16 protein-coding genes and 1 pseudogene are annotated in these 13,978 nt (G+C 70.1%); 10 read left to right on the forward strand and 7 right to left on the reverse strand.

Annotated elements, in window-relative coordinates:
- Window positions 1-141 precede the first annotated feature (141 nt).
- On the forward strand, window positions 142-468 hold the full coding sequence (locus tag MHY30_RS02325; protein WP_239274893.1) for a transcriptional regulator: 327 nt from the start codon (window positions 142-144) through the stop codon (window positions 466-468).
- On the opposite strand, the gene MHY30_RS02330 is transcribed toward MHY30_RS02325, so the two are convergent.
- Window positions 416-682, reverse strand: coding sequence for a DUF1653 domain-containing protein (locus tag MHY30_RS02330; RefSeq protein WP_239274894.1), 267 nt, complete (start codon window positions 680-682; stop codon window positions 416-418). The two genes, MHY30_RS02325 and MHY30_RS02330, sit on opposite strands and share 53 nt — an antisense overlap.
- A 136-nt stretch (window positions 683-818) precedes the next feature.
- Window positions 819-1,319: a small multidrug efflux protein gene (locus MHY30_RS02335; RefSeq protein WP_239274895.1), complete on the reverse strand. Its 501-nt coding sequence runs from the start codon at window positions 1,317-1,319 to the stop codon at window positions 819-821.
- A 151-nt stretch (window positions 1,320-1,470) separates the two neighbouring features.
- On the opposite strand from MHY30_RS02335, the gene MHY30_RS15280 reads away from it, so the two are divergent.
- From MHY30_RS15280 to sucD, 4 genes and pseudogenes are all read left to right on the forward strand, one after another.
- Window positions 1,471-2,652 (forward strand): sensor histidine kinase, encoded by a 1,182-nt coding sequence (locus tag MHY30_RS15280; protein ID WP_239274896.1) that lies wholly within the window; start codon window positions 1,471-1,473, stop codon window positions 2,650-2,652.
- Window positions 2,649-3,250, forward strand: a pseudogene (locus MHY30_RS02345) (DNA-binding response regulator). The gene MHY30_RS15280 and the pseudogene MHY30_RS02345 overlap by 4 nt, the downstream one beginning before the upstream one ends.
- Before the next feature lie 116 nt (window positions 3,251-3,366).
- Window positions 3,367-4,530, forward strand: coding sequence for an ADP-forming succinate--CoA ligase subunit beta (sucC, locus tag MHY30_RS02350; RefSeq protein WP_228162458.1), 1,164 nt, complete (start codon window positions 3,367-3,369; stop codon window positions 4,528-4,530).
- 11 nt (window positions 4,531-4,541) lie between these two features.
- A complete protein-coding gene (gene sucD, locus MHY30_RS02355) occupies window positions 4,542-5,444 on the forward strand; it encodes a succinate--CoA ligase subunit alpha (RefSeq protein WP_239274897.1) in 903 nt (300 codons plus the stop codon).
- Between the two features lie 177 nt (window positions 5,445-5,621).
- Here sucD and MHY30_RS02360 read toward each other — a convergent pair whose 3' ends face one another.
- Window positions 5,622-7,073, reverse strand: coding sequence for an NCS2 family permease (locus MHY30_RS02360; protein ID WP_239274898.1), 1,452 nt, complete (start codon window positions 7,071-7,073; stop codon window positions 5,622-5,624).
- A 66-nt stretch (window positions 7,074-7,139) separates the two neighbouring features.
- Between MHY30_RS02360 and MHY30_RS02365 the strand changes: the two genes are divergently transcribed.
- The 4 genes from MHY30_RS02365 (at window position 7,140) to purH (ending at window position 11,580) form a co-directional block, all read left to right on the forward strand.
- A complete protein-coding gene (locus tag MHY30_RS02365) occupies window positions 7,140-7,577 on the forward strand; it encodes a nitroreductase family deazaflavin-dependent oxidoreductase (protein WP_239274899.1) in 438 nt (145 codons plus the stop codon).
- Between the two features lie 167 nt (window positions 7,578-7,744).
- Window positions 7,745-9,301 (forward strand): DUF6350 family protein, encoded by a 1,557-nt coding sequence (locus MHY30_RS02370; protein WP_239274900.1) that lies wholly within the window; start codon window positions 7,745-7,747, stop codon window positions 9,299-9,301.
- Between the two features lie 5 nt (window positions 9,302-9,306).
- Window positions 9,307-9,906, forward strand: coding sequence for a phosphoribosylglycinamide formyltransferase (gene purN / locus MHY30_RS02375; protein WP_239274901.1), 600 nt, complete (start codon window positions 9,307-9,309; stop codon window positions 9,904-9,906).
- Window positions 9,907-9,969: 63 nt separating this feature from the next.
- Window positions 9,970-11,580 carry a bifunctional phosphoribosylaminoimidazolecarboxamide formyltransferase/IMP cyclohydrolase gene (gene purH, locus MHY30_RS02380; RefSeq protein WP_239274902.1) on the forward strand — a complete coding sequence of 537 codons (1,611 nt, stop codon included), beginning with the start codon at window positions 9,970-9,972 and terminating at the stop codon, window positions 11,578-11,580.
- A 97-nt stretch (window positions 11,581-11,677) separates the two neighbouring features.
- Here purH and MHY30_RS02385 read toward each other — a convergent pair whose 3' ends face one another.
- The 3 genes from MHY30_RS02385 to MHY30_RS02395 all read right to left on the reverse strand — a co-directional run bounded on the left by MHY30_RS02385 (window position 11,678) and on the right by MHY30_RS02395 (window position 12,845).
- Window positions 11,678-12,193: a DUF1697 domain-containing protein gene (locus tag MHY30_RS02385; RefSeq protein WP_239274903.1), complete on the reverse strand. Its 516-nt coding sequence runs from the start codon at window positions 12,191-12,193 to the stop codon at window positions 11,678-11,680.
- Window positions 12,194-12,310: 117 nt separating this feature from the next.
- Window positions 12,311-12,652, reverse strand: coding sequence for a hypothetical protein (locus tag MHY30_RS02390; RefSeq protein ID WP_239274904.1), 342 nt, complete (start codon window positions 12,650-12,652; stop codon window positions 12,311-12,313).
- A 25-nt stretch (window positions 12,653-12,677) separates the two neighbouring features.
- Window positions 12,678-12,845 carry a hypothetical protein gene (locus MHY30_RS02395; RefSeq protein WP_239274905.1) on the reverse strand — a complete coding sequence of 56 codons (168 nt, stop codon included), beginning with the start codon at window positions 12,843-12,845 and terminating at the stop codon, window positions 12,678-12,680.
- A gap of 236 nt (window positions 12,846-13,081) precedes the next feature.
- Here MHY30_RS02395 and MHY30_RS02400 point away from each other — a divergent pair, with 236 nt between their 5' ends.
- The gene (locus tag MHY30_RS02400; protein WP_239274906.1) at window positions 13,082-13,531 is read left to right on the forward strand and encodes a MarR family winged helix-turn-helix transcriptional regulator; all 450 of its coding nucleotides are present in this window, start codon (window positions 13,082-13,084) and stop codon (window positions 13,529-13,531) included.
- On the opposite strand, the gene MHY30_RS02405 is transcribed toward MHY30_RS02400, so the two are convergent.
- Window positions 13,532-13,888 (reverse strand): hypothetical protein, encoded by a 357-nt coding sequence (locus MHY30_RS02405; RefSeq protein WP_239274907.1) that lies wholly within the window; start codon window positions 13,886-13,888, stop codon window positions 13,532-13,534. It lies immediately after the preceding gene.
- Window positions 13,889-13,978 lie beyond the last annotated feature (90 nt).

The raw sequence follows: 13,978 nt of genomic DNA on the forward strand, positions 1-13,978 counted from the left end.
GTGCCGCCGTGGCTTGAGTGAGACAACGCGCCGCGTGGGCGCCCGGCGGGCCTCGTGAGGGATGCCACCCCGCCGGGCATGAGCGCCCGTCACGGTGCGTTCGCGCCACCGCAGGAGAAGGGACCGACTCGCATGGACCGCATGACGACCGGGCAGATCGCGCGCCTCGCGCTCGTGGGGGTGGCGACGGCGTGCATCGTCCTCTGGGTCGTCGGGATCATCATCGCGGGCGTCAATTACGCGGAGGCGTTCGCCGCGGCGCGTGCCACGACGGCGGAGGCGACGGTGTCCGAGGACCTCTTCGGCCTGCCGCTGTTCGAAGGAGGGCGCCGTCTGGGGCGCTTCGACATCCGCCCCGGATGGGGGCTGCCCGTGCTGCTCATCGCACCGGCGGTCATCGGTATCGGGCTGTCCTTCATCGCCGCGGCGCGGCAGGGGTCGCGCGCGGAGGGTGCCCGGCGTCGCTGATCTTCTCCTGGACTCGCCGGAAACGCGGCCCGGAGTACCCGTCCCGTTCCACGTCCCCCAGGAACATCTCCACGGGCCGCACCCAGTGCGAGTAGTCGTCGTAGAGCTTGCGGTACGACACGAAGACCTCCTCGGTCTCCGAGTGCCTCGCCATTCCGAACACCTCGTACCGCTGGCCCTTGAAGTGCTCGTAGATGCCGGGCTCTACCTCCACTCGGACTGCTCCTTCCGTGGCGCTTCCCGCGCCTCGCTCGCCGAGTATGGCATCCATGCGGATGGGCCGCTGTACCGGCTGACACTCGACACGCCAGCACGGAACGGGATGCATGCAACGCCGGATGCCACCCCACTCACCCCGCGAATCGGATGACACCCGCGATGACCAGCGTCACCGCCGTCGTCCACAGCGCGATCGCCGCGGCCTGCCACGCGATCACGCGCAGGGGCGGAACGCCGGTGGACGTGAGGGCGGCGGCCGTGAACTGCGTGGGGAGCAGCAGCGGACCGAGGAGGCTCACGCCCGCGGTGCCGTAGCGGTGGTAGGCCCGCTCGAACTTCTGCCGACGCGGGGATTGCGGCTCGGCCGAGCCCCCGCGGCGGGTGGTGACGGCGGTGCGCACGCGAGAGGTGGCCAGCACGACGACCGCGACGCACAGCAGATTGCCGACCGCGCCGGCGATCGCCGCGACGACGGGATGGATGCCGCCGATGATGCCGATCGCTGCGGCCCCCTCGCCCTCGATGAACGGCACCGCACCGGCGAGAGCCACGATGAGGGGCTGCACGAGGTCGGGCACGGCGGCGACGAGATCTTGGAAGCCGAGGATGAGGTCGGACAGGGGGTTCGTCATGGGGTGCTCCGGGGGTCGGTTCGCGGCGGGTTCCGCGGTGATTCCATCCCAGCGACAGCGCTGCGATCGGGGCAGTGTCGCCGCGTCACCGGCATCCCGGAAGAAGTGCCGCCTCACCCATGACGAATGTCACGGCCGTACAGTGGCCGGGGTGAGCACCCCCGCCGCCACCACGTCGTACGCCCGCGATGTCCGGGTGACCTGGTGGTACACGGCCGGGTCGATCCTGCTGTTCCATGTGACGGCGATCGGGATCTGGTCGGTGCCGATGCTCGTGCGTCCGACCCTGCTGCCGGCGCCCCTCGCGATCGGCCTGTTCTTCGCCGGTTCGGCCGCTTCGTTCGCCGCGGCGACCGCTCTCCTCACGCGGTACCGGCGCGAGCCCGTGGACGGCGGGGACGACATCCGAACCCGTCCGCCCTGGGTCCTCGTCCTCGTCGGAGTCGCCGCGGCGACGGCGATGGCGTTCGGCACGGGGTCGGTGGTCCTGGGCACGTGCATCGCGGCCTACATCCTGTGCCTGGTGCGGTGGCGCAACGGCATCCGTCTGCGCCTGGTGACCCTGCTCATGGTCGTCATCGTCGCCGTCTGGATCGTGGATGCCACCCGCGTCACCCCCGCGGGCGACGCCGCCGCCCTGTTCGGGATCGTGCTGTTCGTCGCGCTGCTGCCGACGATCGCGGCGACCTCGCTCTGGTGGTGGGACATCGTGCGCGAGCTCGACCGCGCGCGCCGTGCGGAGGGGCGCCTCGCCGCCGCGCAGGAGCGGCTCCGCCTCGCGAGCGACCTCCACGACCTCCAGGGCCACCACCTGCAGGTGATCGCGCTGCAGCTGGAACTGGCCGAGAAGATGATGGGGCGCGACCCCGAGGCGGCCGTCGAGCAGGTGCGAGCCGCACGCGCCAGCGTCGACGAAGCGCGCCGCGGAACACGCGACCTCGCGACCCGTTTCCGGGGTGTGCCGCTGCCCGACGAACTCGCCAACGCCGCCGACCTGCTCCGCGCCGCCGGCCTCACGGTCGAGCTGCTGATCGACGCCGAGGCCGGCCGCGCGCCGGCTGACGTGCTCGGCCCGGTGATCCGCGAGGCGACGACCAATGTGCTCAAGCACGGCGGGGGAGTCTCGGCATCCCTCGCCCTCGCCCGCCACCGCGGCGAGTGGGTGCTCACCGTCGAGAACGACCTCCCGTCACCCGACTCGCCCGCGGGCGAAGGAGCGGGCCTGGCCGGAATGGCCGAGCGCGTCGGCTCCGTCGGAGGATCGATGGATGCCGCCCGCGCGGGCGACCTGTTCCGGGTCACGGTGCGGGTGCCCGAGGAGGTGCGCGCGTGATCCGGGTGCTCATCGCCGACGACGAGGACATGATCCGCACGGCGCTCGCCGCGCTCCTGCGGCTGGAAGACGACCTCGACGTCGTCGCCGAATGCCGCGACGGCGAGACCGCGCTCGCCGAAGCAGAGCGTCTCCGACCCGACGTGTGCCTGCTCGACCTCGAGATGCCCGGAATGGACGGTGTCGACACCGCCGCGCGCATCCTGCGACGCGTCCCCTCGCGCTGCGTCATCGTGACGCGCCACGCCCGGCCCGGTGTGCTGCGGCGGGCGCTCGGGGCTGGAGTCGACGGGTTCCTGCCCAAGTCGCGACCGGCGGATGACGTGGCCGCGGTGATCCGCGAGGTCGCCGCCGGGCGCCGGTACGTCGACCCCGAGATCGCCGCCGACGCCCTGAGCGACGAACGCAGCCCCCTCACCGACCGGGAGCTCGACGTGCTCCGCGCCGGCGCCCGCGGGGAGACGGTCGCCGAGATCGCGGCATCCCTGCACCTGTCGGCCGGCACCGTGCGCAACCACGTCTCTCGGTGCTGGGCAAACTCGGTCTGGCGAGCCGGCAGCAGGCGACGATTCACGCGCGCGAGCGCGGGTGGATCTGACGCCGGACGCGTCCGGGCCATTCAGCCCCGTCTAGTAGGGTGGACCCCTGGCGAGATCTCTTGATATCGAGAGATTCGTCTCCTCCCACCACCGATCGCCCAGCGAAGGATTGTCCGTGGATCTGTACGAGTACCAGGCACGTGATCTGTTCGAGAAGTACGAGGTGCCGGTGCTCGCCGGCATCATCGCCGACACCCCTGAGGAGGCGAAGGCGGCCGCGGAGAAGCTCGGCGGTGTCGTCGTCGTCAAGGCTCAGGTCAAGACCGGAGGCCGCGGCAAAGCCGGCGGCGTGAAGGTCGCCAAGACCCCCGACGAGGCCTTCGAGGCCGCGCAGGCCATCCTCGGCCTCGACATCAAGGGCCACGTCGTCAAGCGCGTCATGGTCGCCGCGGGCGCCCGCATCGCCAAGGAGTTCTACTTCTCGGTGCTGCTCGACCGCGCCAACCGCTCCTACCTGTCGCTGTCCAGCGTCGAGGGCGGCATGGAGATCGAAGAGCTCGCCGTCGAGCGTCCCGAGGCGCTCGCCCGGGTCGAGGTCGACCCGCTCGAGGGCATCACGCCCGAGAAGGCGCTCGAGATCGCGAAGGCCGCGAAGTTCGACGACGAGCTGGCCCCCAAGGTCGCCGACGTCTTCGTCAAGCTCTACAACGTGTACAAGGGTGAGGACGCCACGCTCGTCGAGGTGAACCCGCTCATCCAGTCCGAGGACGGCGACATCATCGCCCTCGACGGCAAGGTCTCGCTCGACGAGAACGCCGGCTTCCGCCACCCCGAGCACGAAGAGCTCGAAGACAAGGATGCCGCCGACCCGCTCGAGGCCAAGGCCAAGCAGCACGACCTCAACTACGTCAAGCTCGACGGCCAGGTCGGCATCATCGGCAACGGCGCGGGCCTGGTCATGTCGACCCTCGACGTCGTCGCCTACGCCGGGGAGAACCACGGCGGAGTCAAGCCGGCCAACTTCCTCGACATCGGTGGCGGCGCCTCGGCGACCGTCATGGCCGCGGGCCTCGACGTCATCCTCGGCGACGAGCAGGTCAAGAGCGTGTTCGTCAACGTCTTCGGTGGCATCACCTCGTGCGTCGCCGTCGCGGAGGGCATCGTGAAGGCGCTCGAGATCCTCGGCGACACCGCCACCAAGCCGCTCGTGGTCCGTCTCGACGGCAACCAGGTCGAAGAGGGTCGCGCGATCCTCGCCGCCGCCAACCACCCGCTCGTGACCCTCGCCGCCGGTATGGACGAGGGCGCCGACAAGGCCGCCGAGCTGGCCAACGCGTAAGGGATACGAAGATGTCGATCTACCTCAACAAGGACTCCAAGGTCATCGTCCAGGGCATCACCGGCGGTGAGGGCACCAAGCACACCGCTCTCATGCTCAAGGCCGGCACCAACGTCGTCGGCGGCGTGAACGCCCGCAAGGCCGGCACGACGGTCGCGCACAAGGATGCCGCCGGCAACGACGTCGAACTCCCCGTCTTCGCGTCGGTCGAAGAGGCCATCCGCGAGACCGGCGCCGACGTGTCGATCGCGTTCGTGCCCCCGGCCTTCACGAAGGACGCGATGGTCGAGGCCATCGACGCCGAGATCCCGCTGCTCGTCGTCATCACCGAGGGCGTACCCGTCGGCGACACCGCCGAGGCGTGGGCCTACGCGAAGTCGAAGGGCGAGAAGACCCGCATCATCGGGCCGAACTGCCCCGGCATCATCACCCCCGGTGAGGCGCTCGTCGGCATCACGCCCGCGAACATCACCGGCAAGGGCCCCATCGGCCTCGTGTCGAAGTCGGGCACGCTGACCTACCAGATGATGTTCGAGCTGCGCGACCTGGGCTTCTCGACCGCCATCGGCATCGGCGGCGACCCGGTCATCGGCACCACGCACATCGACGCGCTCGCCGCGTTCGAAGCCGACCCCGAGACGAAGGCGATCGTCATGATCGGCGAGATCGGTGGCGACGCCGAGGAGCGCGCGGCCGACTTCATCAAGGCGAACGTCACGAAGCCGGTCGTCGGCTACGTCGCCGGCTTCACCGCCCCCGAGGGCAAGACCATGGGCCACGCCGGCGCCATCGTCTCCGGCTCCGCCGGCACCGCCCAGGCGAAGAAGGAGGCCCTCGAGGCCGCCGGTGTGAAGGTCGGCAAGACGCCGTCCGAGACCGCCGCCCTGATGCGCGAGATCATCGAGAGCCTCTGACGCTCCCGCTCCCGGGCCCGGATGCCATTGGCATCCGGGCCCTTCGCTGTTTCGGGGTGTGCGCTCGACCCGAACGTGCGCTTTCGCCGCGGGCGACGGAGCCCCGCCGACCGGGCCGCGACCAGACGCGAAAGGGGCCCGGATGCCATGGCATCCGGGCCCCAGAGACGGCGCGGGTTAGCCGAGCAGCGACTCCACAGGGCCGCGCGCGAAGAAGACGACGAACCCGGCGGCCACGATCCACAGCAGCGGGCTCACCCGGCGGGCGCGACCCGACAGGGCCTGGACGACGACCCAGCTGACGAATCCCGCACCGATGCCGTTCGCGATCGAGTAGGTCAGCGGCATGACCGTCACGGTCAGGAACACCGGAACGAGGACCGACAGGTCGCTGAGGTCGACGTGACGGATCTGCCCCATCATGAGCGCCCCGACGATGACCAGCGCTGCGGCGGCGATCTCGGTGGGGACGATGCTCGTCAGCGGCGTGAAGAACATCGCGAGCAGGAACAGTCCGCCCGTCACGACGTTCGCGAGGCCCGTCCGCGCGCCCTCGCCGATGCCCGAGCCCGACTCGATGAACACCGTGTTCGACGACGAGGACGTCGCACCGCCCGCAACCGCGCCGATGCCCTCGATGACCAGGGCCGATCGCAGACGCGGGAAGGTGCCGTCGGGGGATGCCAGTCCCGCTTCGCGGGAAAGCCCCGTCATCGTGCCCATGGCGTCGAAGAAGTTCGTGAAGACGAGCGTGAAGACCAGCATGAGCGCGGCCAGTACGCCGATGCGGCCGAACGAGCCGACGAGGTCGACCTGACCGACCAGCGAGAGGTCGGGGAGCCCGACCCACTGCGACGGCAGGGTCGGGACGCTGAGGCCCCACCCGCCGGGGTTGTCTTCCGAACGGGCTCCGAGCTGGGCGATGGCCTCCACGACCACGGCGATCACGGTGCCGCTGAGCAGACCGATGAGCAGCGCGGCCTTGACCTTGCGGACCATGAGGACAGCCGTGATCAGCAGCGTGAGCACGAACAGCGCGGTCGGAATCGTCGCGATCGACCCCTGCACCCCCAGGCCCACCGGGGGCGACGAGAGTCCGGTGGCGGTGACGAGCCCGCTGTCGACGAAGCCGATGAACGCGATGAACAGACCGATGCCGACCGTGATCGCCGTCTTGAGCGCCAGAGGCACGGCCTCGAAGATCATGCGGCGCAGACCCGTGATGGCGAGCAGCACAATGATGAGGCCGTTGATGACGACCAGGCCCATCGCCTCGGGCCACGTGACCCCGCCGACGATGCCGACCGCGAGGAACGAGTTGATGCCGAGCCCCGCGGCGAAGGCGAACGGCAGGCGAGTGACCAGGCCGAACAGCATCGTCATCACGCCCGCGGTGAGCGCCGTGACGGCGGCGACCTGCGGGAAACCCAGCTCATTGCCGGCGACGTCGGGCGTGCCCGACAGGATGATCGGGTTCAGGATGACGATGTAGGCCATCGTCACAAAGGTGACCACGCCACCGCGCACCTCGGCGCCGACGGACGAGCCGCGCGCGGTGATCTCGAAGAACCGGTCGAGCGCGTTCTTCGGTGCGGGGGCGGCGGTGGTCTCGGGAGCGGACGTGCTCATGGAAAGCTCCAGGAAAAGAGGGGAGAGGCGATGCCGGGGAGGGGGAGCGGGCCTATCGTGGGGGACATGCCGCTCTCAGGAGAGTATCTGCCCAGTACCAGCGAATGGGCCCGCACGCAGGCCGAGACCTTCGAGGCCACGGGTGGCCAGGAGGCCGCGGAGCTGCGGGGTGTTCCCATCATCGTCCTCACGACCGTCGGAGCAAAAACGGGGGGCCTGCGCAAGACCGCCCTCATGCGCGTCGAGCATGACGGTCGGTATCTCGTCGTGGCATCCAAAGGAGGAGCCCCCGAGCATCCCGCCTGGTTCTACAACCTCGTGAAGAACCCGCGCGTCGAGCTGCAGGACGGCGACGTCAAGCGCGAGTACGAGGCGCACCAGGCCGAGGGCGCCGAACGTGACGAGTGGTGGGCGCGGGCGGTCGCGGTCTGGCCCGACTACGACGAGTACCAGCGCAAGACCGAGCGCCGCATCGAGATCTTCGTCCTCGAGCCCGTCGACTGACCGCCCCGCCCCGCGTGAGTCGCCAGAATTTGTCGCCTCGGAAGCCCCGTGGGCGACAAATCTTGGCGACTCACGCCACTCGGGCGACTCGGGCGAGACGCGCGAATCGCTCCGCCCGCCGCGCCTGAGGGGCGGTGTCGGACGGCGCGGGTAGGGTCGGTCTGCTCATGCATCGTCTCCTCGTCGCCCTCCTCGCCGCCCTCGACGCGCTCCTGGCCGCCGCGGTCGGCCTCGCCGTCGTGCTGGCCCCGTTGGCGCTCCTGTGGGTGTTCGCGCTGGGCGACGCCGATTGGTCGGCGTTGTGGCCCGCGGCGGCCGCCGTGTGGCACCTGGGGCACTTCGTCCCGATCACGGTGACCCTGCCCGACACGTACCTCGCGGCGACGGGGGTCGACCCGGCGCTCGCGACGTTCACGCTGTCGCTGGCACCCCTCGCTTTCGCGGTGTTCACCGGGCTGTTCGCCGCTCGCTCCGGCAAGCGTGCAGCCGAGTCGGGCGCCGCGCTGACCGGCTGGCTATCCGGGTCGCTCGTCTTCACGGGGCTCGCCGCGCTCGTCGCGGTGTCGTCGTCCGCCCCGCTGGTCTCGTTCGAGGTCTGGCACGCGATCCTGTTCCCCGCGCTCGTGTTCGCCCTCCCGGCGTTCGTGGGCGCCGCCACCGGGGCCTGGCGGGTGGGCGACGACGGTCCGGTCGATCGGCTCCGCGGCTGGCGCGACCGGATGCCGGCATCCTGGGCGCCCGTGCCGACCCTCATCCTTCAGGGCATCGCGGTGGTCGCCCTCGGCCTGATGGCGGTGGGCGGGATCGTCGTCGCGGCGGGTCTTCTCGCGCGGGGACAGCAGATCATCGGCCTGTTCCAGGCGAGCAACGTCGACGCGATCGGTGCGACCGTGCTCGCCCTCGGTCAGCTCCTCTACCTCCCGACGCTCGTGCTGTGGGCGGTGTCGTTCGCCGCCGGTCCCGGGTTCGCCGTGGGCGTCGGCACCGCGGTCACCCCCGCGGCGACGCAGGTGGGGGCGATGCCCGCGATTCCCGTCCTGGGCATCATTCCGGAGGCGACATCGCCCTGGTTGCTGATGCTGGCGCTGCTTCCCGTTGCCGTCGGCGCGCTGACCGGATGGATCCTGCGGTCTCAGTTTCCCGAGCGCGACGGGCACACGCCCGTCGGGCCGCGACTCACCGTGGCGCTGTCTGTCGCCGTCCTGACCGGGGGAGCGGGGGCGCTGATCGCCGTTCTCTCGAGCGGGGCGATCGGGCCCGGCCGCCTGGCCGCGACGGGTCCGGAGCCGGGGCCGCTCGCGCTCGCCCTCGGCCTCGAGGTGCTGGTCGGCCTCGGCATCCTGCTGCTCTCGCCGCGCCCGCCGCGGTCGCGGCGCGGGTCGGCGGAGATCCCCAGCGGCTCACTCACGAGCGAGCGCGAGCGCGAGCGCGAGCTCGACCACGACGAGGCGCGGATGCGATGGTCCGGCTCCGCGCCCGCGGCACCGTTCGCGTGGGCCGTCGGGTCGGCGGATGACCGCGCGCACATCGACGCCGAGGACAAGCCGGCGGGTGACCGCACGCACGCCGCGGAGGCCGATCCACCCGCGGGCCCGCACGCCGACGACGACGTGCAGGCTCGGATCCGCGAGGCGTGGGCGCGCATGGAGCCGCTTCCCCGCGAGTGGGGCGACGGCTCCGGAAGCGACGCGACCGACGGCCGCGACCCGCGCCCCGTAGACTGACCTCCGTGCTCACGGTCGCCGTTCTCATCTCCGGCACCGGCTCCAACCTCCGCGCCCTGCTCGAGGCGGCTGCCGCCTCCGACTTCCCGGCGCGCGTGATCGCGGTCGGTGCCGACCGCGAAGCCGAGGGCTTTGCCCACGCGGAGCACTTCGGCATCCCGACCTTCCTGGTGCCGTTCGACGCCTTCGCGTCGCGGGCGGAGTGGGGCGCCGAGCTCGGTGCGCAGCTGCGCGTGTGGCAGCCCGATCTCGTCGTGCTGAGCGGACTCATGCGCCTGCTGCCGGCCGATCTCGTCGCCGAGTGGGAACCGCGCATCATCAACACCCACCCGGCCTACCTGCCCGAGTTTCCCGGCGCCCACGGCGTGCGCGATGCGCTTCGCGCGGGCGCGACCCAAACCGGTGCGAGCGTCATCGTCGTCGACTCGGGCGTCGACACGGGGCCGATCCTCGCGCAGGAGCGGATCCCCGTCCTCCCCGGCGACGACGAGACCTCGCTCCACGACCGCATCAAGCCCGTCGAACGACGTCTGCTGATCGACGTCGTCCGTCGCATCGCCGAGGGCGACCTCGATCTGGATGCCGTGGCATCCCGCACCCCCTGAACCTCGCGGCGGCCACCCGCCCGCGCCTTCCGAACCCCGACACGAGACACAGGAGCCGCAGCCATGGCCGGACCCCGCCACGACCCCGCCGACTACCGTCCCCGTGACGTCGTCCCCATCCGCCGCGCGCTGGTGTCGGTGAGCGACAAGACCGGACTGCTGGACTTCGCCCAGGCCCTCGCGGGGGCGGGCGTCGAGATCGTCTCGACCGGCTCCACCGCCGCGACCATTCGTGACGCCGGTTTCGACGTCACCGACGTCTCCGCAGTGACCGGATTCCCCGAGTCGCTCGACGGCCGTGTGAAGACCCTCCACCCGAGCGTGCACGCGGGGCTCCTCGCCGACCTGCGCCTGGCCAGTCACGAAGCGCAGCTCGAAGAGCTCGGTATCCTTCCGTTCGAGCTCGTCGTGGTGAACCTGTACCCGTTCGTCGAGACCGTGGCATCCGGAGCCGAGGGCGACGACGTCGTGGAGCAGATCGACATCGGGGGCCCCGCGATGGTGCGCGCCTCCGCCAAGAACCACGCCAACGTGGCCATCGTCGTCTCGCCCGAGTCGTACCCGGCGATCGTCGAGGCCCTGCAGCGCAACGGCGGCACCTCGCTCGTCCAGCGTCGCGAGCTCGCCGCGCGCGCGTTCTCGCACACCGCCGCGTACGACACGGCCGTGTCGACGTGGTTCGCCGAGGGGACGCTCGGCGACGACATCGACCTGCCGGCGCATCTGACCATTCAGGCCGAGCGCCTGTCGACCCTGCGGTACGGGGAGAACTCGCACCAGCGCGCGGCGATCTACACGCGCGTCGGCGGCCACGGCATCGCCCAGGCGACGCAGCTGCAGGGCAAGGAGATGTCGTACAACAACTACGTCGACGCCGATGCGGCCCTCCGCGCTGCGTTCGACATGGTCAAGCCCGCCGTCGCCATCATCAAGCACGCCAACCCGTGCGGTATCGCGGTCACGGCCCCCAACGCGCTCGACCCCATCGCCTCGGCGCACCTGCGCGCGCACGAGTGCGACCCGGTGTCGGCGTTCGGTGGTGTCATCGCCGCGAACCGTACCGTGACGCTCAAGATGGCCGAGAACCTGCGCGACATCTTCACCGAGGTCATCATCGCCCCCGACTTCGAGCCCGAGGCGCTTGAGGTGTTCAAGCTGAAGAAGAACCTGCGCGTGCTGCAGCTGCCCGCCGACTGGCGGCAGGAGCCGATGGACGTGCGCCTGGTCTCGGGTGGTCTGCTCCTGCAGGACGCCGATCGCTTCCCCGACGACATCGAGTCCGTCGCCAAGAACTGGGAGCTCGTCTCGGGCGAGCGGCCCGCCGACGAGGACATGACGAACCTGATCTTCGCGTGGAAGGCCTGCCGCGCGGTGAAGTCGAACGCGATCGTGCTCGCCAAGGGATCCGCGACCGTCGGCATCGGCATGGGTCAGGTGAACCGCGTCGATTCGTGCCGCCTGGCGGTGGAGCGAGCCGGTGACCGTGCCGCCGGCTCGATCGCGGCATCCGATGCCTTCTTCCCGTTCGCCGACGGGCCCCAGGTGTTGATCGACGCGGGGATCTCCGCGATCATCCAGCCCGGCGGTTCAGTGCGGGACTCCGAGGTCGTCGATGCGGCTCGGGCCGCCGGCGTGACGATGTTCTTCACGGGAGAGCGGCACTTCTTCCACTGACGCCGCTTCCGGCGGGGTTTGGGGCGCAATTCGCCGTTTGGGGCGGGGGATGCCGCGCCCCAAACGCCGTTTCGCGCCCGAACCTCGCGTCGCCGGCTCAGGCGCTGAGCGCGATGAGCTTCGCGATCGTGTTGGCGTTGCGTGCGGTGCCGGTCACGCCGAGGCGCTTCTCGAACCATCCCGCCTGCAGCTTCGAACCGCCGATCCCCTCGGGGTAGCGGACGAACACCTCGCGGCCGTCGAGCACGGCCTCCTCGGGGATGCCGCCGGGGAGATCCAGTCTCACCGCGGGGACCGCGTCGAGGAACACCGTCTGCACCCATCGTCCTTCGGCCGCATCGGCGAAAGGATTGCGCGCGTGCGCGTCCGCCAGCTCGGCGTGCGAACGCACGAGCACCGGAAGGTCGAAGCCGAAGCCTCCGCGCACGGCAGCCTGAGTCGTCCCGGCGACCTCATCGCGGGAGCGGCCGCCATGGTCGAGCACGATGTTCCCGGCCACCTGCAGCGTCGTGACCTCACCCAGGCCCGCGGATGCCAGCACCTCGCGTAGCGCGGACATCTTCAGGGCCGTGGGTCCACCGACCCCGCGTAGCAGTGCGACGGAACGCGCCATAGGCGTCAATCTACGCGGAGCGGTGCCGGGGACGCACGCAGACGTCAGGGCCGTACAGACCCAGGAACGACGACACCCGCCCTCGTCGACGAGGGCGGGTGCACTGGGGTGGAAGGGTCAGGCGGCAGCGGCGAGGGGGGCGCGGTGCGCGCTCTCGTTCTGCTGCCAGGTGGCGGCGTCGAGCATCAGACCCGATGACATCGCAGCCTGGTCCGCGAGCTGACGCAGGTACGCGCCGGACAGTCGCTCGGCCTCGGGGCTCACGTAGAGGAATCGCAGCGGGATCGCCGTCTGGATCCAGAGGGTCGTGCGTGCGTGCGAGGCGGCGGCGTCCGTCCACGTGAACGTGAAGGACTCGCTGCGCCGCAGCTTGGTCGAGGTGACGACCTGAAGGTACTGCAGCAGACGGTCGTCGATTTCGATCGGCTGCGGGTCGGAACCGTAGAAGAGCTTTCCCATGGTGACTCCTAGCGTGTGCGGGGGATCAGAGGACGAGGGGGAGGACGGCGCCGGTCGCGCCGACGGAGACCGTGATGGCCGCGGCGACCACGACGGTGGGCATGAGGGGCACAGCCGAGCGGTCCGAGACCGGCTGGAAGGTCGAACGCCGCGCGGGCGTGATGCGCATCCGGGCGAGAAGACGGTGGACCATCGCGGTTCCCTTTCATGCAGTGCGGCGGGTTGCCGGTTGGCTGTCAACCCCGGTGATGATCAACATAGCAGGTAATTAACATCGTTAGTAAACGAGGTTGAGTGTCGTGTTCATTGACATTTGCGAAACCTAATGGTCAGTCTCAGAACTTTAAGGAGTTAGGTATAGTGCTTCGGGGCATGAACAACGTAGGGAGCGGTTCGATGACGGAGGTCGCGGGTGACTCTTCGCCCTTGATGGCGGCGTTAGCCTTCTACATTCGCGAACGCGACAAGGCCGCCGCCCAGGCGCGCAAGCAGCTCGGCGTCAATGAACTCGATGCCAAGGCCCTGGCGTACGTGGGTGCGCACCCGGGCATCCGTCCGTCCGAGCTGGCCGGACATCTCGGGGTCACGTCGGCCGGCGTGACGACGATGGTGGAGCGGCTCGTCCGCCGTGGCATCCTGCGTCGAGAGTTCGATGCCAACGACCGTCGGGTTAACCACATTCACCTGGTCGTCGACCTCGAGAAGGAGCCGTGGTCGCAACTGGCCCGCTTCGACCGGATGTGCGAGCGCATCATCGGGCGCCTCGAGCCGCAGGTGGAGGCCGATCTCGCTGCGTTCCTCACGCACACCACGGAAGCTGCGCGCGACGAGGCGCGGCGCGTCGACGCCGCCGCAGCGAGCGAGTCGTCGGTCGCCTGATCAGTCCTGGGTGCCGCCGTTGCGCTGAGCCATGTGCTCGACGGACTTCGCCTGGAGGAACGCGCACAATGCGGCGGCGTTCTGCAGTTCTCGACACAGGTCGTAGACGGCCTCGGGAGAGAGCTCGGTCACTTCAGGCTGCGCCTCAATCGTGACGCGCCAGTCCGGGGCGCCGGTCTCGATCGGCTGAAGATAGATCGACGTCGTGGCGTTGCGCAGGGGGAAGATCACCAGGCCGCTGTCGCGCCCGTCTACCGGCTCTTGGTCTGCCACGTACGCGGCGCTGGTTCCGTGCGCGCCATCCGCGGCGAATTCGTTGAGCCACACCTGCAACGTTTCCTTGCTGCGAAACGGCACCTTACCCAACCCCTACGACTCCGAGTGGAAGCGCGATCCACCAGGTGAATCGTACGACAATCTGGACTCGGGTCAGCAATACTTCTCGCC

It is taken from the genome of Microbacterium sp. ACRRU (assembly GCF_022346945.1).
Lineage (GTDB): Bacteria > Actinomycetota > Actinomycetes > Actinomycetales > Microbacteriaceae > Microbacterium > Microbacterium mcarthurae.